General features: G+C 62.6%; 23 protein-coding genes. 13 read left to right on the top strand and 10 right to left on the bottom strand.

Features of this window, described 5'->3' with window-relative positions; genetic code table 11:
- On the bottom strand, nucleotides 1–1,146 hold the full coding sequence (locus NKJ64_RS10880; protein ID WP_352462523.1) for a pyridoxal phosphate-dependent aminotransferase: 1,146 nt from the start codon (nucleotides 1,144–1,146) through the stop codon (nucleotides 1–3).
- Between the two features lie 144 nt (nucleotides 1,147–1,290).
- On the opposite strand from NKJ64_RS10880, the gene NKJ64_RS10885 reads away from it, so the two are divergent.
- The 6 genes from NKJ64_RS10885 (at nucleotide 1,291) to aat (ending at nucleotide 6,640) form a co-directional block, all read left to right on the top strand.
- A complete protein-coding gene (locus tag NKJ64_RS10885; RefSeq protein ID WP_352462525.1) occupies nucleotides 1,291–2,703 on the top strand; it encodes a M48 family metalloprotease in 1,413 nt (470 codons plus the stop codon).
- A 58-nt stretch (nucleotides 2,704–2,761) separates the two neighbouring features.
- On the top strand, nucleotides 2,762–3,565 hold the full coding sequence (locus NKJ64_RS10890) for a DsbA family protein (RefSeq protein ID WP_023667484.1): 804 nt from the start codon (nucleotides 2,762–2,764) through the stop codon (nucleotides 3,563–3,565).
- Nucleotides 3,566–3,715: 150 nt separating this feature from the next.
- Entirely contained in the window at nucleotides 3,716–4,150 is a 435-nt protein-coding gene (gene aroQ / locus NKJ64_RS10895) for a type II 3-dehydroquinate dehydratase (RefSeq protein ID WP_023667485.1), read from the top strand.
- A gap of 26 nt (nucleotides 4,151–4,176) precedes the next feature.
- Nucleotides 4,177–4,641 carry an acetyl-CoA carboxylase biotin carboxyl carrier protein gene (gene accB / locus NKJ64_RS10900; RefSeq protein ID WP_023681496.1) on the top strand — a complete coding sequence of 155 codons (465 nt, stop codon included), beginning with the start codon at nucleotides 4,177–4,179 and terminating at the stop codon, nucleotides 4,639–4,641.
- Between the two features lie 10 nt (nucleotides 4,642–4,651).
- Nucleotides 4,652–5,995 carry an acetyl-CoA carboxylase biotin carboxylase subunit gene (gene accC, locus NKJ64_RS10905; RefSeq protein WP_023681497.1) on the top strand — a complete coding sequence of 448 codons (1,344 nt, stop codon included), beginning with the start codon at nucleotides 4,652–4,654 and terminating at the stop codon, nucleotides 5,993–5,995.
- Between the two features lie 27 nt (nucleotides 5,996–6,022).
- Nucleotides 6,023–6,640 carry a leucyl/phenylalanyl-tRNA--protein transferase gene (gene aat, locus NKJ64_RS10910; protein WP_023710574.1) on the top strand — a complete coding sequence of 206 codons (618 nt, stop codon included), beginning with the start codon at nucleotides 6,023–6,025 and terminating at the stop codon, nucleotides 6,638–6,640.
- A gap of 42 nt (nucleotides 6,641–6,682) precedes the next feature.
- On the opposite strand, the gene NKJ64_RS10915 is transcribed toward aat, so the two are convergent.
- The 3 genes from NKJ64_RS10915 to NKJ64_RS10925 all read right to left on the bottom strand — a co-directional run bounded on the left by NKJ64_RS10915 (nucleotide 6,683) and on the right by NKJ64_RS10925 (nucleotide 8,207).
- Entirely contained in the window at nucleotides 6,683–7,066 is a 384-nt protein-coding gene (locus tag NKJ64_RS10915) for a hypothetical protein (protein WP_023667489.1), read from the bottom strand.
- 75 nt (nucleotides 7,067–7,141) lie between these two features.
- Nucleotides 7,142–7,693, bottom strand: coding sequence for a DUF2155 domain-containing protein (locus tag NKJ64_RS10920; RefSeq protein WP_023667490.1), 552 nt, complete (start codon nucleotides 7,691–7,693; stop codon nucleotides 7,142–7,144).
- 115 nt (nucleotides 7,694–7,808) lie between these two features.
- A complete protein-coding gene (locus NKJ64_RS10925) occupies nucleotides 7,809–8,207 on the bottom strand; it encodes an NADH:ubiquinone oxidoreductase subunit NDUFA12 (protein ID WP_023667491.1) in 399 nt (132 codons plus the stop codon).
- A gap of 324 nt (nucleotides 8,208–8,531) precedes the next feature.
- On the opposite strand from NKJ64_RS10925, the gene panB reads away from it, so the two are divergent.
- From panB to NKJ64_RS10945, 4 genes are all read left to right on the top strand, one after another.
- A complete protein-coding gene (gene panB / locus NKJ64_RS10930) occupies nucleotides 8,532–9,362 on the top strand; it encodes a 3-methyl-2-oxobutanoate hydroxymethyltransferase (protein WP_352462527.1) in 831 nt (276 codons plus the stop codon).
- Nucleotides 9,363–9,373: 11 nt separating this feature from the next.
- On the top strand, nucleotides 9,374–10,231 hold the full coding sequence (gene panC / locus NKJ64_RS10935; protein WP_023706622.1) for a pantoate--beta-alanine ligase: 858 nt from the start codon (nucleotides 9,374–9,376) through the stop codon (nucleotides 10,229–10,231).
- A gap of 224 nt (nucleotides 10,232–10,455) precedes the next feature.
- Entirely contained in the window at nucleotides 10,456–11,616 is a 1,161-nt protein-coding gene (locus NKJ64_RS10940) for a helix-turn-helix transcriptional regulator (RefSeq protein ID WP_352462529.1), read from the top strand.
- Nucleotides 11,617–11,798: 182 nt separating this feature from the next.
- The gene (locus NKJ64_RS10945) at nucleotides 11,799–13,199 is read left to right on the top strand and encodes an ArnT family glycosyltransferase (RefSeq protein WP_352462530.1); all 1,401 of its coding nucleotides are present in this window, start codon (nucleotides 11,799–11,801) and stop codon (nucleotides 13,197–13,199) included.
- A gap of 16 nt (nucleotides 13,200–13,215) precedes the next feature.
- Here the strand turns inward: NKJ64_RS10945 and NKJ64_RS10950 are convergent, their stop codons facing one another.
- The 4 genes from NKJ64_RS10950 to NKJ64_RS10965 form a co-directional block, all read right to left on the bottom strand.
- Nucleotides 13,216–13,704: a GNAT family N-acetyltransferase gene (locus tag NKJ64_RS10950; RefSeq protein ID WP_352462531.1), complete on the bottom strand. Its 489-nt coding sequence runs from the start codon at nucleotides 13,702–13,704 to the stop codon at nucleotides 13,216–13,218.
- Between the two features lie 4 nt (nucleotides 13,705–13,708).
- Entirely contained in the window at nucleotides 13,709–15,208 is a 1,500-nt protein-coding gene (gatB, locus tag NKJ64_RS10955; protein ID WP_352462532.1) for an Asp-tRNA(Asn)/Glu-tRNA(Gln) amidotransferase subunit GatB, read from the bottom strand.
- Between the two features lie 201 nt (nucleotides 15,209–15,409).
- Nucleotides 15,410–15,841 carry a CBS domain-containing protein gene (locus NKJ64_RS10960; RefSeq protein WP_023667498.1) on the bottom strand — a complete coding sequence of 144 codons (432 nt, stop codon included), beginning with the start codon at nucleotides 15,839–15,841 and terminating at the stop codon, nucleotides 15,410–15,412.
- 138 nt (nucleotides 15,842–15,979) lie between these two features.
- A complete protein-coding gene (locus NKJ64_RS10965; RefSeq protein ID WP_352462533.1) occupies nucleotides 15,980–16,747 on the bottom strand; it encodes a rhomboid family intramembrane serine protease in 768 nt (255 codons plus the stop codon).
- Between the two features lie 398 nt (nucleotides 16,748–17,145).
- On the opposite strand from NKJ64_RS10965, the gene NKJ64_RS10970 reads away from it, so the two are divergent.
- From NKJ64_RS10970 to NKJ64_RS10980, 3 genes are all read left to right on the top strand, one after another.
- Nucleotides 17,146–17,784, top strand: coding sequence for a PAS domain-containing protein (locus NKJ64_RS10970; RefSeq protein ID WP_023833720.1), 639 nt, complete (start codon nucleotides 17,146–17,148; stop codon nucleotides 17,782–17,784).
- 124 nt (nucleotides 17,785–17,908) lie between these two features.
- Nucleotides 17,909–18,526 (top strand): PilZ domain-containing protein, encoded by a 618-nt coding sequence (locus NKJ64_RS10975; protein ID WP_023667501.1) that lies wholly within the window; start codon nucleotides 17,909–17,911, stop codon nucleotides 18,524–18,526.
- Nucleotides 18,527–18,813: 287 nt separating this feature from the next.
- Nucleotides 18,814–19,422, top strand: coding sequence for a transglutaminase-like cysteine peptidase (locus NKJ64_RS10980; protein WP_023753295.1), 609 nt, complete (start codon nucleotides 18,814–18,816; stop codon nucleotides 19,420–19,422).
- A 243-nt stretch (nucleotides 19,423–19,665) separates the two neighbouring features.
- Here NKJ64_RS10980 and NKJ64_RS10985 read toward each other — a convergent pair whose 3' ends face one another.
- Both NKJ64_RS10985 and NKJ64_RS10990 read right to left on the bottom strand, forming a co-directional pair.
- Nucleotides 19,666–20,193 carry a gamma carbonic anhydrase family protein gene (locus NKJ64_RS10985; RefSeq protein WP_023710583.1) on the bottom strand — a complete coding sequence of 176 codons (528 nt, stop codon included), beginning with the start codon at nucleotides 20,191–20,193 and terminating at the stop codon, nucleotides 19,666–19,668.
- Between the two features lie 84 nt (nucleotides 20,194–20,277).
- Complete coding sequence (locus NKJ64_RS10990; RefSeq protein ID WP_352462534.1) at nucleotides 20,278–20,646, bottom strand: DUF6949 family protein; 369 nt, start codon at nucleotides 20,644–20,646, stop codon at nucleotides 20,278–20,280.
- Between the last annotated feature and the right edge of the window lie 8 nt (nucleotides 20,647–20,654).

The following is a 20,654-nucleotide window of genomic DNA, read 5'->3' on the forward strand; positions in this document are numbered from 1 at the left end:
CTATTTCAGCCAGCGCTCGATGCGCGCCATCGCCTCGACCATGTCGTCATGGCTGCCGGCATAGGAAAAGCGCATCGTGCGGTGGCCCTGAAGTGGATCGAAATCGCGGCCGGGCGTAGCCGCCACATGCGCCTCGGCCAGCATCTTGCGCGCAAAGGCCATGCTGTCATTGGTATGCCGGGTAACATCGCAGAAAGCGTAGAAGGCGCCGTCCATCGGCGCCGCCAAGGGAAATCCGAGTTCCGGCAGGCGCCGCATCAACAGCTCGCGGTTCCAGGCGTAGCGCGCCTTTACCGCTTCCAGCTCTTGCGTCGCCTTGAAGGCTTCGATCGCCGCGATCTGCGACAGTTCCGGCGGCGAGATGTAGAGGCTCTGGGCGATGCGCTCGATCGGCCTCACCAGAGCTTCCGGCAGCACCATCCAGCCAATGCGCCAGCCGGTCATGCAATAATATTTCGAGAAGGAATTGATCACCGTCACGCCTGAGCCATGGGCCAGCGCAGTGGTGTCGGGCGCGGCATAGGCCAGCCGATGATAGATTTCGTCCGATATCACCGCGATGCCGAGTTCTTCGGCTGTCCTCACCAGTGCGGACAACTCGTCGACGGGAATGACCGCACCTGTCGGATTGGCCGGGCTGGCGAACAACACGCCCTTCAGCGGTTTTTCCTGGTGCGCCGATTTCAAATGCTCGGCGTGCAGGTAGGCGTCCGTGCCGAGCTCGATCTCGATCTCGATGCCGAGCGCGGCCATGATGTTGCGGTAGGCCGGATAGCCGGGTGATGCGATGGCGACGCGGTCGCCGGGATCGAACATCGCCAGGAAGGCCAGATTGAAGGCGGCCGACGATCCCGTGGTCACGGCGATCCGGTTCGGCGAGACATCGATCCCGTAGTGGTCGCCATAATGCGCGGCGATCGCCTTGCGCAGATCCGCCAGACCGAGCGTGTCGGTATAGCCGATGCGTCCGATCCTCAGCGCATTTGCGGCTGCTTCCCTCGCGCCCACGGGCGCCGGATCGGATGGCTGGCCGACGGCCATGGAGACGACAGGCACGCCCGTCGCCTTCAGCCGGTTGGCTTCGGCCAGAATGTCCATGGCGTGAAACGGCTCGACTTCACCGCGGCGCGACAGCGAAACTACCATTTGACCTCCGTCCGGCCCGCCGCTCGAAGCCATGAACCGGCGGCAGCGCCGCACAAATGCCCGATTGATGTGAGGATCACAAGTTCGCCTAGTTTCGGTGCCGTGACTTTTCATCGTTCGCCCGCTCGTTTACCAGTGGACCTCATGCTGAGCCGACCCAAATCGACGATCTCCAAATCTTCCATCGGGAAGACAGCGCGCGGCTTCGCGACGCTTTTGCTTGCCGCCGCCGTCGCTGTCACCGGCTCGGTGACGGCCTTCGCGCAGGCGGTGCCGGTCGTGCGCGATGCCGAGATCGAGGCGCTGGTGCGCGACTATGCGCGGCCGATCTTCAAGGCGGCCGGTCTTGCCAATGACGGTGTCGATATCGTTCTGGTGAACGATCAGAGCTTCAACGCCTTCGTTACCGGGCGCCGGCTGTTCATCAACACCGGCGCGCTGATGCAGGCCGAAACGCCCAACGAGATCATCGGCGTCATCGCCCATGAGGCCGGCCACATCGCAGGCGGCCATCAGCAGAAATTGCGCGACCAGCTCGAGCGCGCCAAGACCATGGCCATCATCGCCACGCTGCTTGGCGCCGGCGCCATCGTTGCCGGCGCCACCACCAACAGCCGCGGCCTTGCCGGCGCCGGCATGGGTGTCGCCGCGGGCGGCGGCGAGATGGCGCAGCGCAGCATTCTTGCCTACCAGCGCACCGAAGAGTCGACCGCCGACCGCTCTGCCATCACCTATCTCAATGCCACCGGCCAGTCCGGCATGGGCATGCTGAAGACCTTCGCCCGCTTCCAGAGCGCGCTGTCGCTTTCCGGCACGCAGGTCGATCCCTACCGCATCAGCCACCCGATGCCGCAGGAGCGCATCGCCAATCTCGAAGTGCTGGTCAAGCAGAGCCCTAACGTCGACAAGGTCGATCCGCCGGCACTGCAGCAGCGGCACGACATGATGCGCATCAAGATCGCCGCCTATATGGGCGGCCAGGCCGCGGCCACGCGGCTGATCCGCAAGGCCCCGGGCAGCCTCGCCTCGCGCTATGGCGAAGCGCAGATGGCCTATCTCTACGGCAATCTGGGTGCGGCGCTGACCAAGGCCAATGCACTGATCAAGGAACAGCCGAAGAACCCCTACTTCCAGGAAATGCGCGGCGACATACTGATGAAGGCCAACAAGCCCAAGGACGCCGCGGACGCCTATGCCAAGGCGGTCAGCCTCGATCCGGTGAGGTCGGGCCTGTTGCCCGTTTCTCTCGGCCAGGCGCTGATGGCCATCGGCACGCCCGATTCGCTGAAGAAGGCGGTGGTGCAGATCAACAACGGCCTCGGGCGCGACAAGGAAAACACGGTCGGATACCGCTATCTCGCCCAGGCCTATGGCGAGCTTGGCAACATTCCGGCGGCGGAACTCGCCACCGCCGAGGGCCATTTCTATTCCGGCGATTACACGAATGCGAAAATTTTCGCCATGCGCGCGCAAAAGGACTTGAAGCGTGGCGAACCCGGCTGGATTCGCGCGCAGGACATCATAAACTACAACCCTTCAGGCAAACTCAAGAAATGAACCTTCCGGTCGCCCGCGGCGACTAGGATAGACCGGAACCGGTAAAGAGGATGAGACGATGAACAAGGCAATATTGCTCGGCACGACGGGAGTGGCGGCTGCTCTTGCCATGCTCGCTTTCGGGTTCGTCGCCGGCAGTCCGCAGGTGGCCAAGGCCGGCACGGCGCAGACCGTGCAAACCGCCTCTGCCGACACCAAGATCGATCGCACTGAGGTCGAGGGCATTATCCGCGACTATCTCCTGAAGAACCCCGAAGTGCTGCTCGAAGTGCAGGAGGCGCTCGAGGCCAAGCAGAAGGAAGAGCAGCGCATAGCCAGCCTCGGCGTCATCGAGAAGGCCAAGTCCGAGATTTTCAACTCGACCTTCGACGGCGTCGTCGGCAATCCGAAGGGCAAGGTCACCATCGTCGAATTCTACGACTACAATTGCGGCTTCTGCAAACGCGCCATCGACGACATGCAGGCTCTGACAAAGGCCGATCCGGAGCTGCGCTTCGTGCTCAAGGAATTCCCGATCCTCGGGCCGGATTCGCAAAAGGCCAGCGTCGTCTCGATGGCTTTCCACCTGATGCATCCGGAGAAATACGGCGAGTTCCACAACGCCCTGCTCGGCGGCCAGGGCCGCGCCACCGAGGCGGCGGCCATCAAGGTTGCGCTGTCGCTAGGCGCCGATGAGGCGAAATTGCGCGAGAAGATGAAGGATCCGACCATCACCGAGGCTTTCTCCAAGACCTTCGACCTCGCCAACAAGCTGGCCATCACCGGAACGCCTTCCTACGTGGTCGGCAATGAGGTGGTGTTCGGGGCGCTCGGCCAGGAAGTGCTGGCTGAAAAGATCGAGGCGGCGAAAGCCGCGCTCTGATCTTGCACGCGAGCCTATTTCTCACGGGCACATTTCCGCCTGTTGTGGACAGTGAAAGATCGCACTTGTGCTCTTTCCGCGGGCGGCTATGCCCATTATAGAAGGCCCTGCGCGCCGGCTTGAGGCCGGCGTCGGAAAAGGTCGGCATTTTTGAAAACGATTTTCGTCCTGAACGGCCCCAACCTGAACGCGCTCGGCAAGCGCGAGCCGGGCATCTATGGCGGCAAGACGCTTGCCGCGATCGCCGACGACTGCAAGCAGGCGGGCGCCGCGCTTGGCCTCGAGATTGATTTTCGCCAGTCGAACCATGAGGGCGACCTCGTCGACTGGATCCAGGAAGCCGGCGACAAGGCAGCCGGCATCGTCATCAATCCGGGTGCCTACAGCCACACCTCGATTGCCATTCACGACGCCATCCGCGCTGTCGCGCCGCTGCCCGTCGCCGAAGTTCACCTCTCCAACATCCACGCGCGGGAACCATTCCGCCACGTCTCCATGGTCGCGCCGGTCGCTGTCGGCATGATCTGCGGGTTCGGACCGCTTGGCTACTCGCTGGCGCTGCAGGCGCTAGCGGCACGCCTATGACCGGCTCACAAACAGAAGGCTCGAAAATGTCGATAAAGAAGACCGGTGTTGACCAGCAACTGATCCGCGATCTGGCGGGCATACTGAACGACACCAATCTCACCGAGATCGAAGTCGAGCTCGGCGACCTGAAGGTGCGCGTATCGCGCCAGGCGCCGGCCGTCCACGCCATCGCCGCACCGCAGGCCGGTTATGCTCCGGCAGCGCAGCAGCCCGCGGCCGGCGCGGCTGCCGCACCAGCAGTGGCCGATCCGTCCAAGAACGCGGTCCCCTCGCCGATGGTCGGCACCGCCTATCTCGCGCCCTCGCCCGACGCCAAGGCCTTCATCGAAGTCGGCCAGAAGGTCAAGGAAGGCCAGACGCTGCTGATCATCGAAGCGATGAAGACGATGAACCAGATCCCTTCGCCGCGCGCCGGCACGGTGACGGCGATCCTGTTCGAGGACGGCCAGCCGGTCGAGTACGGCATGCCGCTCGTCGTGATCGAGTAGAGCGGGCCGGATGTTCCAGAAGATCCTCATCGCCAACCGCGGCGAAATCGCGCTTCGGGTGCTGCGCGCCTGCAAGGAACTCGGCATCCAGACCGTGGTCGTGCATTCGACCGCCGACGCTGACGCCATGCATGTCAGGCTCGCCGACGAAAGCGTGTGCATCGGTCCGCCGCCGTCGCGCGACAGCTATCTCAACATCCACCAGATCGTCGCAGCCTGCGAGATCACAGGCGCCGATGCCGTGCATCCGGGCTATGGCTTCCTGTCGGAAAACGCCAAGTTCGCCGACATTCTCGCCGCCCACAACATCACCTTCATCGGCCCGTCGGGCGACCACATCCGCATCATGGGCGACAAGATCGAGGCCAAGCGCACCGCAAAGCGGCTCGGCATTCCGGTTGTGCCGGGCTCCGACGGCGCCGTCACCGATCAAAAGGAAGCTAGGCGCATTGCCGCCGAGATCGGCTATCCCGTGATCATCAAGGCATCGGCAGGCGGTGGCGGGCGCGGTATGAAGGTCGCCCTTACCGAGGCTGACCTTGAGATCGCCTTGCAGACAGCGAGCACGGAAGCGGGAGCCGCCTTCGGCGACGATGCCGTCTACATCGAGAAATACCTGGAAAAGCCGCGCCACATCGAGGTGCAGGTATTCGGCGACGGCGCCGGCCGCGGCGTGCATTTCGGCGAGCGCGACTGTTCGCTGCAACGCCGCCACCAGAAAGTCTGGGAAGAGGCGCCCTCGCCGGCCCTCAACGCCGAGGAGCGCGCCCGCATCGGCAATATCTGTGCCAAGGCCATCGCCGACCTCGGCTACTCCGGCGCAGGCACCATCGAATTCCTGTACGAGAATGGCGAGTTCTACTTCATCGAGATGAACACGCGGCTGCAGGTCGAGCATCCGGTAACGGAGGCGATCACCGGCATCGATCTCGTCCACGAACAGATCCGCGTCGCCTCCGGCGGCGGGCTTTCGGTGCGCCAGGAGGACATCAAGTTCAACGGCCACGCCATAGAATGCCGCATTAATGCCGAGGACCCGCGCACCTTCACGCCTTCGCCCGGCACGATTACGCATTTCCATACGCCTGGCGGTCTCGGCATCCGCGTCGATTCCGGTGTCTATTCCGGCTACAAGATCCCGCCCTATTATGACAGCCTGATCGGCAAGCTGATCGTGCACGGCCGCAACCGCGTCGAATGCATGATGCGGCTGCGCCGGGCGCTCGACGAGTTCGTCGTCGACGGCATCAAGACGACGCTGCCGCTGTTTCGCGACCTGGTCGGCAATGCCGATATCGCCAATGGCGACTACGACATCCACTGGCTGGAAAAGTATCTGGCCAAAGAGGAATAGCGCCCGACTTGCCGCTATGATGCCGCGATGACCCGTCCTTACGCTCCCGGCTATCGCATTCCGACCGACCTGTTGCTCAAGGCCTATGCCTCGGGCGTCTTCCCGATGGCCGAGAGCGCTTCCGACCCGGAAGTGTTCTGGGTGCGGCCGGAGACGCGCGGCATCATACCGCTCGATGGCTTCCACACGCCGAAGAGCTTGCGGAAGACAATTCGCAAGCACCCGTTCGACATCCGCTTCGATTTCGATTTCGAGGCGACGATCGACGGCTGCGCCGAAAAGCGCGAGGAGCGCCGCTCGACCTGGATCAACGCGCCGATCCGCGAAGCCTATATCGAACTGCACCGTCTGGGGCACTGCCATTCGGTCGAGGCATGGCGCGAGGAACGGCTGGTCGGCGGCCTCTATGGCGTCTCGCTCGGTCGCGTGTTCTTCGGCGAAAGCATGTTCGCCCGGGAAACCGACGCGTCCAAGACCTGCCTGTATCATCTGGTCGAGCGGCTGAAGGCGCGCGGCTTTGCCCTGCTCGACACGCAATTCACCACTGAGCATCTCAAACGCTTCGGCGCGGTCGACGTGCCGCGCGTCAAATACGAGAAGATGTTGGCCGAGGCGCTGAAGGGCGAAGCCGTTTTTTATCCCTGATCGGAGACCGAGCGGCCGAGCCGGCTCGACCGGTGAAAGGGGTCAGCCCTTCGCGGTTTCCATCGGCGTCTGCGAATGGAACATCATCTTCCAGCCGTTGACACGGTGGACATAGCCAGTGCTGACCAGCGCCGCGTAGGGCTCGCCGTTTTCCCGTGTCGCATGAGCCTCATAGGTCAGCATGATAATGTCGCTGCCGGGCTCGATGATACCCTTGAGGTCGATCTGAAGGTCGCGCCAGCGGTTGGGCTTGGTCGCGGTCTTGGCCAGATCGGCATTGTCCATTGCCTGGGCCATCTCAGGAAATGCCACCAGGCATTCTGTGTCGACATTGGCGGCGTAGTAAGCTTCGTCGCCCGTCCAGAACCCCTTTTCGAGTTCGAGCAGGTCGTCTTTGCTGGCCGTGATCCGTTTGCTGTCCGACATCAGAATATCCTCCAAGCGCGCAAATGCGCGGTCGTCCATGGCCCAACGCATGGTGGCCATGACGGTTCCGGAGGATCAGTTGGTGTTGGTCGCGTCAGGCTCCGTGGGGTCCGGCTGTTCGGCGGCCGGAGCAGCGGCGGGCTTTGGCTTGGACGTGTCGACCTTGGGCGTCTCGGCATTGGCCGCGTCGGGCGGCGGCACATCCGACTTCTGCTTGCAGCCCTTTAGCCAGACGTCATAGACGGCGTGCTCGACGGCGTTTAGGCCGGGGCTCTCGGCGAACATCCAGCCGGTGAAGATGCGGCGGATCTTGCGGTCGAGCGTGATTTCGTCGACTTCGACGAAGGAATCGGTCTTCGGCTCTTCATTCTCCGGCCGCGAATAGCAGATGCGCGGCGTCACCTGCAAAGCGCCGAACTGCACGGTTTCGTCGATGTAGACATCGAAGGTGATGATACGGCCGGTGATCTTGTCGATGCCGGCAAATTCGGCGACCGGATTGGTGATGCGATCGGAGATTGCGGGTGCTGCCGCAGGCGCCTGCGCCGCGGCAAACGCTGTCGGGAACATGGCGATAGCGCCAATTGCCGCCAGTCCGGCCATCGATGTCAGGCTGAAAATGTTCATGCGGAGATACCGGTGGTTTGGGCCCGGGTGATTCTGTCACGCCCAAGGCTATTCGCCGTTGTCATATCAGCAAGCAGCTAAACGCCAATTGTGGCGACAAAGGACCGGCCGGCGGTCAAGAACCAGGCGTCCACGCATCGTAGTCGCCCGTCACCTGCGGACGGTGCTGATTGGTGAGCACGGAACCCTTTGGGCGATAAGCCGCCGGTGTTCCCGTGAGGTTCGGCTCATGCGCCTTTTCCCATTCGCGCGGCCGATAGTCATCGCTTGGCGGCGCCACATCGACGCGGTGATGCATCCAGCCGTGCCAGCCCGGGGGGATCGCCGACGCCTCCGAATAATTGGCGTAGATGACCCAGCGGCGGGTGCGGCCTTCCGAATCGACGCCGCCTTCGTAGTAGACGTTGCCGGCCCCATCCTGGCCGACCTTGTTGCCGTGGCGCCAGGTGTGAAAACGGGTTCCCAGCGTCTGGCGGTTCCACCAGGTGAAAAACTGCAGAAGGAAAGTTTTCATTCAGATCCTCGCGGGCGCGCGGCGGTGGCTGTCCCTGCTTATGGCGTCAGGCCTTGGCGAAGGCAAGGGTTTTGCGGCGCCTGCGGCACTGACGGCATGCCGAAACGCTCGGTCATTGGCCGATCCATTTCGCACCTGCGAACCGACGCTTGCCAAGCCGGCTGCGTCTTCCTAAAGCTCTCATCGCCCGGCGCTGCCGCATGACCCCGAAAATCGAAATCGATTTTCGGAAAGGATCATGCGCAAACCCAAGTGCTACAGCGTCCTTTGCGCGTCCACGGGACGCGCGGCGCTGTAGTCAACGCCGGCTGCGGGAGGTGAGGAATGGCCTTAGCTGTCGCCAGGACCAGTGCGGAGACAATACGCGCCCGCAAGGGCGGCGTGCCGGTCGTATGCCTTACCGCTTACACCTATCCCGTCGCCCGCCTGCTCGACGATCATGTCGACCTTCTCCTGGTCGGCGACAGCGTTGCCATGGTGCTGCATGGCCACAAGACCACGCTCGGCGCCTCGCTGGAGATGATGATCGCCCATGGCCAGGCCGTGATGCGCGGTTCATCAAAGGCCTGCGTGGTGGTCGATATGCCGGCCGGCAGCTACGAGACTTCGGCCGCGCAAGCCCTTGCCTCGGCGCGCCGCATCTCTGAGGAAACCGGCTGCCAGGCGGTGAAGCTGGAAGGCGGCGTCGAAGTCGCCCTCCAGATCGCGGCAATCGTCGCGGCCGGCATTCCAGTGATGGGCCATATCGGCTTGCAGCCGCAATCGGTGGAAAAGGACGGTGGCTACAAGATCAAGGGCCGCACGCCGGAGAATGTTGCCGCGCTCATGCGCGACGCCGACGCGGTCGAGAAAGCCGGCGCGTTTTCGCTGGTCATCGAAGGCACGGTCGAGACCGTTGCCGCCGACCTCACCCGGCGCATTGCCATTCCAACCATCGGCATCGGCGCCAGCCGCGATTGCAACGGCCAGATCCTGGTCATCGACGACATGGTCGGCCTGACGGTCGACCGGGTGCCGAAATTCGTCAAGGAATACGCCGATTTGCGCAGCGCGGTCGCCGATGCCGCGGCGCGCTATGCAGCGGAGGTGCGCAGCCGCACCTTCCCCGGGCCGGGCCACGTCTTTTCAGCCGCGAGCGACAAGGACAAGGCATGAACCGGCCCCCCATCAGCCAGCCGCTCGTCGTCGACACCGTGCCCGGCCTTCGCGCGCAGATCCGCGAATGGCGGCGCGAAGGCCTGAGCGTCGCCATGGTGCCGACCATGGGCGCTTTGCATGACGGCCATATCTCGCTGGTCGGGGCTGCGCTCGCAACGGCCGATCGCTGCGTCGTCTCCATCTTCGTCAACCCGGCCCAGTTCGCCCCCACTGAAGATCTCGACAAGTATCCGCGGCAGCTGGCCCGCGATCTCGACCGGCTGACCGAGGCCGGCGCACAGCTTGCCTTCACGCCTACGGTTTCCGAAATGTATCCGGCAGGCTTTGCGACGAAGATTTCGGTCGGCGGCCCGTCTTCTGGCCTGGAATCGGATTTCAGGCCGACCTTCTTCGAGGGCGTCGCCACGGTCGTGGCCAAGCTCTTTCTGCAAGCCCTGCCCGACTACGCCATCTTCGGCGAAAAAGACTACCAGCAGCTTTGCGTCGTCCGAAAGCTCTGCCGCGATCTTGACCTTCCGGTGGAAATCGTCGGCGCGCCAACCGTGCGCGATGCGCATGGCCTGGCAATGTCGTCGCGCAACGCCTATCTCGACGCCGCCGAGCTCGACGTCGCGCGACAGCTCAATGTCATCTTGCGCCAGACGGCGGCAGCGCTCGCGGCCGGTGCCGATGAAAACGGCGTGACCGGTAAAGCCACTGCCGCGCTTCTCGAGGCAGGCTTCGACAGCGTCGACTATGTCGCCGCGCGCGAGAGCCTGACGCTCACCTCGTGGCGGCGTGACGGCGATGGCCGCCTGCTTGCCGCGGCGTGGCTTGGCAGAACCAGGTTGATCGACAATGTGGAAGTTTACTCATTTATTCCCTGAAAAATTCCAATTCCGTTCACTTTGATTTGTATCGCAGAGCGGCCCGAGCGCTCTTAGACAACGGCTCATCAGGTACGTTCTGGCCAGCCCGTAAGCGCTCACGATACACCGAACGCCGCTGTGAGACGTTTCACAGACGTAACCAAGCCGGCTATGTTGTGTGCGACCTCAGGCGGAGACAATGTGTGACCTGCCACTACGCTGCAATCCTTACGAGGCTCTACGTGTCTGTCCAGGCCAACATATTCGGTCGCGCCCTGCCGCAGATCGTCGAAGCGATTTACGATTCGATTGCCGATGTCGGCCGTTGGCCATCGACGCTTGAATCAATCTGCAAATTGGCGCTCGGCCGGCTTGCCATGCTGGCGGTCGTCGATACGGCGAGAAACTCGGCCCGGTTTTCGACTTCCTGCGGCGATCCGGTCCTGCTTGCGCCGCTGCAGCGCGACTACGCCTGCGAGGTGCCCTTCTTCAAGGCGGTGCCGAAGATGGAAATCGACATGCCGTTCACCGTCGATAGCGTCTACGCCCTGCAAGGCCCTGACGCCCGCCAGAACTGGCTCGAAAGCCGCATCGTGCGCGAGTGGGTGGAACCCAACCGTCTCGACGATTTCTTCTGGGTGGCGCTGATGAAGCAGCCGGCGCGCACCGGCACGCTGATGGTGGTTACCGACAAGGACAGGCCCCAGATTTCAGCCAGGGATATCGACCTGATGTCCAGGCTCGCCCCCCATGTCCGGCGTGCGGTGACCATCGGCGACCTGTTCGAGGCCGAGCGGCGCAAGGCCGACATCTTTCGCTCGATCCTTGAGAGCCTCGACCATCCAGTGCTGATCGTTTCCGACGACATGCAGATCATTTTCGCCAATCCGGCAGCCGAAGCCCTGCTCACCGAAACCGCCTCAGTGTCCTCGGTGCGCGGCCAGCTGTCCTTCGCTTATGCCAACGCCAACACCGCCATCGGCCGCGCCGTCCAGCTCGGCACGCGCGACGAATTCGCGCTCGGACCGTCCGGCATCAACATTCCGCTGGTGAAGGCCATGTCTCCGGCGGTGGCGCATGTCATGCCTCTGGCGCGACGCGACATTTCGGCCCGCATATCGCCGCGCGCCGCCGCGGCCATTTTCATTGCCGCCGCCGGCGCCGCATCAGTGCCGGCGCTGGAAGCGATCGCTGCGCTGTTCGGACTGACCGCAGCGGAAAAGCGTGTCGCCGGCCATGTCGCCGCCGGGCTGACACGGCGTGAAATCGCGGCTGCCAGCGGCGTCTCGGACGGCACCGTCAAATCACAGCTGGCAACCATCTTCGACAAGACCGCCACCGGCGACCAGCGAGAGCTGGAACTCCTGATGCGCGAATTGACGCCGCCGCTGCGCTCGGCCTGAAGCCATACTCGGAGCCAATCGTCAAATTTTTCAACTATTTGCCGGTACGCAGGCGTAATCCACAATACCAAGCCGGCATCGTTGCAATTCGGCCCAAATCATGGTGCGGTTCTGCTTCGGTCCGGAGACGGTGCATCGTGCACGACCGGACGTGGAAACCATTTCCTGGGCGGTCCCCGAACTTGATACCGACACGAATTGAACGGCTGCTGCCTTACCTCTTCCTGCTGGCCCTGCTTTGCATCGCGCTCGCTTTCCGTCCGCTACTGCCGGTCGATGAGACGCGTTATCTCAGCGTCGCCTGGGAGATGTATCTCGGTGGACATGTCTTCGTACCGACGATGAACTTTGCGCCCTATCTGCAGAAGCCGCCGCTGTTGTTCTGGCTCATCGATCTCGTCTGGAACATCTTCGGTGTGAGCCGCGCGGCGGCGATGCTCGTCATCTTCGCCGCCTCGTCGCTGGTCATCTGGCTGACGACACTTCTGGCCAAAACCCTGTTTCCCGAGCGCCCGGACATCGCCAGTCGCATCCCCTGGCTGGTGGCCGGCAGCACCGTCTTTGTCATCTATTCGACCCTGATCCTGTTCGACATGCTTTTGACGGCTTGTGTGGTCGCCGCACTGCTGTCGTTGCTGGCCTTCGCCAGGACCGGCAACCGGTGGCAGGCGGTGCTGGCGGGTCTGTTCATCGGGCTCGGCGTGCTGGCCAAAGGCCCGGTCGTGCTCATTCACATCGGCGCGCCCGTCCTGCTCTATCCTCTCTGGCGTGACCGGCGAGCCGGCCTTGCCCCTTTGCAGTTCTTTGCCGGAGCCGGCCTGGCAATTCTCGCCGCCCTTGTCCCGGTCGCCATATGGCTGGCGCCCGCGACCATCCTGACCAAGGGCAGTTTCGTCTACGATCTCGTGTGGAACCAGTCGGCAGGTCGGGTTATCGGAAGCCTGCACAATTCGCATGGCCGGCCGTTTTACTTTTACCTGATGCTATTGCCGCTCATGTTCGTGCCCTGGGCCTTTATCCCCCCGGTGTGGCGGCTGAAGCCGGCTGCCCGGATACGCAGCCTGATCGGCACGAAATCCCCGGATCTGCGTGCCCTGCGCCTGCTGTCGTTCTCGTTCATTGCGGTGCTGCTGGTCTTCAGCGCCATATCCGGCAAGCAGCCGCACTATGTCGTGCCGGCACTACCATTCGCGACCATTCTGCTGGGCTACTTCATGGCCGAGATTTCAGTCGCCAGGCTGAGGGCTACGGCCTTTGTCATGCTTGCCCTTTTCGCCATCGGCCACGCCGCCGCCTCGGCAACCGTGTTCAAACGCTACGATCTCACGCCGCTGGCGAGCTTCATCGACGAACGAAAGGACGCGGACTGGGCCGTCGCTTACGACTATCAGGGCGAGGTCGGTTTCCTTGGGCGAATAGAGAAGCCATTCGAGAACGCCGACAAGCCTGAGGAATGGCTCAAGTCTCATCCCGGCGGCTACGTCATCGAAAAGCAATCGAAAGATCCGGGCACATCCGAACAGATCGCCTTCCGGCAGCCGGTGGAACGCGGCTATCTGGTCGTCCTGAAGGGACAGCACTGAACGTTTCGTCGGACGCCTATCCCAGCGGCTTCTCGAAGATCAGCGCCGGCAACCCCGAACCGCCGCCGCAATCGGCTGTGCTGCCGACCGGCAAAAATCCCTTCGAACGGTAGAAGGCGATTGCCGGCACGTTGGCCTCTTCCACCTCGACGCGCAACCTGTTCGCCTCGGGAAAGCTGGCTTCGACCTCGTCCAGCAAGGCCTGGCCGATGCCTTGCCGCTGGCAGGCCGGCAGTACATAGAGCTGGTTCAGCAGCACGATCTTCGCATCCGTCGTTGCGGCGGCAAAAGCCATGCCGCCGACACGCTTGCCGTCATCGGCGACCAGGAATTCCGAGTTCGGCCTTGTCAGCCGCGCCTTGAGCGAGGCGATCGAATGCCAGTCGTCGGTAATTTCGGTCACCCGCTGGGCGCCATAGATCGCGTCGTAGGTTGCGTGCCAGGTTTCGACCAGCAGCGCGCGGACGGCGGCAAGGTCACGTTCGCTGGCGGTGCGGACGAACATTGTTCTATTCGATACCGAGCTTGGCCTTGACCAGATCGTTAACCGCTTGCGGGTTGGCCTTGCCGCCGGTGGCCTTCATCACCTGGCCGACGAACCAGCCGGCCATGGTCGGCTTGGCGCGAGCCTGCTCGACCTTGTCGGGGTTGGCGGCGATGACTTCGTCGACCGCCTTCTCGATGGCGCCGGTGTCGGTGACCTGCTTCATGCCGCGGCTTTCCACCAGCTGGCGCGGATCGCCGCCCTCGTTCCAAACAATCTCGAACAGATCCTTGGCGATCTTGCCGGAGATGGTGCCTTCCTTGATCAGGTCGATCACGGCACCGAGCTGCTCCGGTGTTATAGGAGCATTTTCAATGTCCTTGCCGGCCTTGTTAAGCTGGCCGAGCAGGTCATTGATGACCCAGTTGGCGGCAAGCTTGCCGTCGCGGCCCGAGGCCACCTGCTCGAAATAGTCGGCGATCGGCTTTTCCGACACCAGGATCGAGGCGTCGTAGGTCGACAGGCCAAGTGAAGAGATCAGGCGCGCCTTCTTGTCGTCGGGCAGTTCCGGCAACTCCTTGGCCAGCGCGTCGACATAGGCCTGATCGAATTCCAGCGGCAAAAGGTCGGGATCGGGGAAGTAGCGGTAGTCATGCGCCTCTTCCTTGCTGCGCATCGAGCGCGTCTCGCCTTTGACGGCGTCGAACAGCCTGGTTTCCTGATCGATCTTGCCGCCATCCTCGAGGATGGCGATCTGGCGGCGCGCCTCGAACTCGATGGCCTGGCCGATGAAGCGGATCGAATTGACGTTCTTGATCTCACAGCGCGTACCGAATTCGCCGCCGGGCTTGCGAACGGAGACGTTGACGTCGGCGCGCATCGAGCCTTCGTCCATGTTGCCGTCGCAAGTGCCGAGATAGCGCACGATGGTGCGCAGCTTGGTGACATACGCCTTGGCCTCGTCGGCGGAGCGCATGTCCGGCTTGGAGACAATCTCCATCAGCGCCACGCCGGAGCGGTTGAGATCGACATAGGACATGGTCGGATGCTGGTCGTGCATCGACTTGCCGGCGTCCTGCTCCAGGTGCAGGCGCTCGATGCCGATCTCGATGTCCTCGAACTCGCCCTGCCGGTCGGGACCGACCGAAATGACGATCGTGCCTTCGCCAACGATCGGCTGCTTGAACTGCGATATCTGGTAGCCCTGCGGCAGGTCGGGATAGAAATAGTTTTTCCGGTCGAACACCGACTTGTGGTTGATCTGCGCCTTCAATCCGAGGCCGGTGCGGATCGCCTGCTTGACGCATTCCTCATTGATGACCGGCAGCATGCCGGGCATGGCCGCGTCGACGAGGCTGACATTGGCGTTGGGCGCCGCGCCGAAAGTCGTCGACGCCCCGGAAAACAGCTTTGCTTCCGAGGTCACCTGCGCATGAACCTCGAGGCCGATGATGATCTCCCAATCGCCGGTAGCGCCGGGAATAAAACGTTTGGCATCGGGCGTGCGGGTATCGATAAGGGACATGGTGGCCTGCGCTTTTGGCTCGCGAAAACTGCGATTTTCGCGAATTTGGGTATCGGTCTTCGCTAGTGCAAACCGCTTCGCGAGACAAGCGCCCAAAGCAGCGCAGAGCAGCGGGCTGGCCTTTTCAGCCCTTTTCGGCCGCTCGGCAACCGATGAATGAACGCCGCCGGCCGGTATTCGGTCGGCGGTCCTTTCGTCAGGTCAGGCCGTTGCGATATAGGCCCTGATCTCGTCGGCCTCGCGCTCGACATCCTCGATGCGGCGCTTGACCACGTCGCCGATCGACACGATACCGTCGAGCAGCCCGTCCTTTTCCACCGGCAGATGGCGGAAACGGCCTTTGGTCATGATCTCCATCACCTCGTTTACCGTGTGGTTCTCGTTGCAGATCTTCACTTTCGGCGTCATCGCCGAGCGTACCGTTATATCAAGTGCGGCAGCGCCTTCCCTGGCGACGACCCGCACGATGTCACGCTCGGAAAGGATGCCGACGATCTTGCGATCGCCATTGGTGATGACCAGTGCACCGATCTTGTGGTCGGCCAGGATTCGAATGGCTTCGCTGAGCTTTACATTCGGCCCGAGCGTGAACACGTCATGGCCTTTTCTCTCGAGAATTGCCTTAACCGTCATGGCGTCCTCCTCCTCCTGCTTGGCTAGCCAGCTCCCGCCCTGACCGGCTTCACATAAGAGTGAACATCGTGCGCCGTGATCGGTTGCTTTTCAAGTGTGCCAGTGGGGTGTGCCAGTGGGGTGCGCCAATAGAGTGCGCTAGTCGGGGGTGCGCTGGTCGTCGGGGATCTCCCATTCAGGCGCCCGCCAACGCCGGTCGAACCAGCGCAACCCGAAGAAGCCTGCGACGAGGCCGCCAATGTGCGCTTCCCAGGCGATCTGGCCGGGTTCTCCGAGCCCGAGACCGTAAAGGCCGGTGGCGAGATTGATGACCATCCAGGCGCCGAGAAAATTGACGACGCCGCGCATGCGCAAAACCATTGCGATCGGCAGCATGGGACCGGCAAAGGCCGCCCTGCCGGAGGAGCGGTCGGTACGGAACCCGAAACGCGCCGCAGCACCCATCATGCCCGATATCGCTCCGGAAGCGCCGACCAGCGGCGCTTCGCCGTATGGATGGACCGCCCAGAACAGCACCACCGCGGCCAGCCCGGTGGCGGCGAAAAACAAGGCGAACCAGAACCAGCCGAGACGGTTGGCCAGCGGCGACCCGAAGGCGGCCAGCGCAACCATGTTGATGGCAATGTGGGCAACGCCGCCATGCATGAAGGCATAGGTGAAAGGACGGGTGAAGAGGAACCAGTCGAAACCGTATTGGCCGGTGTAGAGGACCGGAATGAAGGCGCCATCGGTGAGCAATGTTATCTGCTGCTCTTCGGTCAGCACATATTGCTGCAGCAGGAAGACGGCGACGCAGATGCCGATCACCGCCAGCACCACCGGTGGCAGGTTGAACACCGGCTCGCGGCGCGGCGGCGGCGCCTCCGCGGTCTGTTCGGTCTCCAGGGGGCCGGCCGGTTCGCTCATATGCTCTGATCCAGGGATTTGCGTGTCGCGAGCATCTAGGCCATGCCCGGACAAATCACAAACTACGAATCACAAAGCGCGAATCACAAACCGCGAATCAAAAAGAAGCCGTCCAAGGTTTCCCTTGAACGGCTGGTCGAGCCCCCTGCTCCCCTAAAACTAGACCGAAGTGCTGTTGGTCGTCGCGAAACGACCGCTTCTGGAGTGGTTTTGGTGTGCCATGGCGAGCCTGTGCGCGCAACGTAAACCGTTTGTTAACCTTAACGTCCCCGACCCGTGAACAAGTCTTAACGACGCTGGCACGCATCCTGCTCCGGAACGCATGTAGGTCATCGGAGGGCGCCCTTTCTGTTCACCGATGGGACCATCAGACGGCAGAATGCGCGGAGTTTCATAGCATGAACCAGAACGGATCAATCGCGCTGTTCCATTATTGGAATCGCCTGCGTCATGGACGTCCTGCCCCAAAGCGTTCGGAAGTCGAACCGGCCGATATCAAGGCGCTTTTGGCCGACACCTTCATCCTGGAAAGGGATACGCGCGGCGAAGCGGTGTTCCGGCTTGCCGGCACCAGGCTTTGCGCCGGCTACGGCCGCGAACTCAAGGGTTTTTCGTTCCCCTCGCTATGGCGCGAGAAGGACCAGCGGCTGGTGTCGCGCCTCATTCACGGCGTTTTCGAGCAGAAATCCGTGGTGCTGATCACTTATGAGGGGTTCAGCCGCAGCGGCCGGTCCAACCACTTCGAACTGCTTGCGCTGCCGCTCGACGGCGGCGTCGAGAACCCGCGCTGCCTCGGCGTCATCAGCGCCGTGGAAAAGCCGTTCTGGCTGGGCGCCGACCCGATCACCGACGCGCTGATCGACGCCATCCGCGTCATCGCTCCCGACAAGGAACCGATGTTCCTGAAAAACCGTCCGGAAATATCCGTTCCTTCGCTGGCTCCCACCGAACTCGAAGCGGCGGAGACCATCTCGGCGCTCGGTCGGTCGCGCCGTATCCGCCACCTCGTCGTGTTCGACGGCGGGCGCGAGCAATAGTCTCCAAGCCGGCGCTAATCTTAACTATCGGCGACCCACTTTTCTCCTTTGTTAACCTGCTTGGCTGTAGTTTTGGCCGAGATTCCACGCACGACGCGGGAATGCCAACGGGGTGTAGGCAGTCATGAGGTCAGCGGCGGTCGAATACGCACCGTCCCGCGCCGAAAGGCGTAACTTTCAGCGCGTCCGGGTCAAGATCTACGGGCGCTTCATGCTGGAGGACCGCACCGAACACCCTTGCCAGGTCGTCGATATGTCACCGGGCAATGTCGCGTTGCGCACCGAGCGCGTCGGCATGCCGGGCGAAAAAATCATTGCCTATATCGATCATATCGGCCGCATCGAGGGCGTGGTGACGCGCACTTCGCAGGACGGCTTTGCCATGACCGTCATTGCCTCGGATCGCAAGAAGGACAAACTGGCCGCGCAGTTGACCTGGCTCGCCAACAAGCATGAACTCGACCTGCCGGAAGACCGCCGCCACGAACGCGTGGCGCCGCGCAACCCGACAAGCGTGCTGCAGCTCACCGATGGGCGGCAGTACCAGTGCCGCATCATCGACCTGTCGCTGTCGGGCGCGGCGGTCGAGATCGACGTCAAGCCGGCGCTCGGCATCCAGGTGATGCTGGGCACCATGCGTGGCCAGGTGGTGCGTCATTTCGAGGATGGCGTCGCCATCGAATTCGCCGTCATCCAGCGCCCGGAAACGCTCGATTCCGAGTTCAACGCTCCGCGCGCCTGAACGATCGGCAACAGGCAGCAAAGACGAACCCGCCCTGCGCGGCCGGTTTTTGTTGCCGGCGTTCCGCCTGCCTCTGCAGCTTGTAGCGGCACTCGCAAATCCACGGCTCCACCCGGAATCCGCGCCTCCGACACCGCGGTTTTACGCCGAGACCCTGAACGATTTTATATTAAAATAGATCAAATTTTACGCTTATTCTATTGGGGTTTTACTCAATGTCTACTTCGGGTTTTTGCGTCAAATAAATCCAACGCTGTCATTGTCTCCTCAAACGGGGAGACTGACGAATGGCAAAGACGTGGGGCAAGCTGTTGCTCATGGCAATGGCGATGCAGCTTCCCGCTTGGGGAACGGCGCAAGCAGCAGGACCGGCCTACATGCACACTGGCGGCCGCACGACACAGCCGGTCGGTCACTACGAATTCTGCCAGAAGCTGCCGCAGGAATGCGCTCAGCGCACGCCGAAGCAGACACCGGTCGAACTGACCCGCAAGCTGTGGGCGGCGATCGTCGACGTCAACAATTCTGTCAACACCCGGATCGTGCCGCGCACCGACATGGAAATGTGGGGCAAGGAAGAGGTCTGGTCCTATCCCGACAGCGGCTTCGGCGACTGCGAGGATTATGCGCTGGAGAAGCGCCGCGAATTGATGGCGCTTGGCGTTCCCGCCGGCAATCTCTTGATGACCGTGGCGCGCCAACAAAATGGCGACGGCCATGCGGTGCTGACCGTGCGCACCAGCCTCGGCGAGTTCATCCTCGATAATCTGGAGTCCAAGGTGCTGTCCTGGACCGACACCGACTACACCTACCTGAAGCGCCAGTCCGACCAGAATTCCGGCGTGTGGGTGACGATCAACGACGGCCGCGCCGACGCGGTCGCCAGCGTCCGCTAGGACGCCATTACAGAGGTCAAGCACATCGAATAATGCGACGTGCCTAACGAGAAAGCCCGGTCGAGTCCCCACCCTCCCCGTCCCCAACGACCGGGTTTTAAGGAGCCGGCCCCGTCCCCGGGCCGGCTCCACCATTTCAGACCATGATCCCGAACCGAAGGACCGCGTCAGCGAAAGCGAGAAACGATTTTTGCTGCGCTGACCCGCCGTTCGGGAAAGATCATCGTCAAACAGGAATAGAGTTCAGGCCTTCTTCAGCCCGGCCTTGAAGCGCTTGCCGTTGGCGACATAGTGCGCGGCCGAGGCGCGCAGCCTGGCGACCGCGGCATCGTCCAGCGTCCTGATCACCCGCGCGGGCGAGCCGACGATCAGGCAATTGTCGGGGAACTCCTTGCCTTCGGTGACCAGTGCGCCGGCGCCGACCAGGCAATTCCTGCCGATCCTGGCGCCGTTGAGCACGATGGTGCCCATGCCGATCAGGCTGTTGTCGCCGATCGTGCAGCCATGCAGCAAGGCGCGGTGGCCGATGGTGCAGCCTTGCCCTATCGTCAGCGGAAAGCCGGGATCGGTGTGCATCACCGTATGCTCCTGGACATTGCTGTCGGCACCGACGACGATCGGCTCATTGTCACCGCGGATGACTGCGCCAAACCAGAAGCCGGCATTGCGACCGACGCTGATGTCGCCGATCAAGGTCGCATCGGGCGCGATCCAGTTGCTGTCGGCATCCTCGAAACGGGGCGATTTTCCGTCGATTGCATAGGTCGGCATTTCCAGTCTCCGATTCGTCGCAGGCCGGGACAAACCCTAGAACAATCCTGGGAAAACCGCGTAGCGGTTTCCCCAGCAATTGCCTCAAGGCAAATACCGCGCCAGCGATTCCACCAAAAGCTGAAGCGCACCAGGAGAGCCAATGCCCCAGGAGGCAATGGCGATCAGCACGATGCCCAGCGCCAGCGCCCAGGCGATCACCGTGCAGCCGCAGGACACCAGCATCAGCGTCGAAATGCGGCCCTCGCGCCGCGCATCGAGCGCATCGTTGGCGAGCATGAACGGCCCGGCGCAAGCGGTCGCGGCCAGCGAGCGCAGGATGTACGCCGGCGACACATAAGGCTCGGCAAAGGCAAGCCGGCGGCCCGCCGCCAGTTCCATCACGGACCCGGTAAGCCCGCAGGCGGTGAGCCCGACGGCGAAAGCGAAGAGAACGGGCAGTAGCAGGCTCATCTTTACCT

The organism is Mesorhizobium sp. M0062, from assembly GCF_040323125.1.
GTDB lineage: Bacteria > Pseudomonadota > Alphaproteobacteria > Rhizobiales > Rhizobiaceae > Mesorhizobium.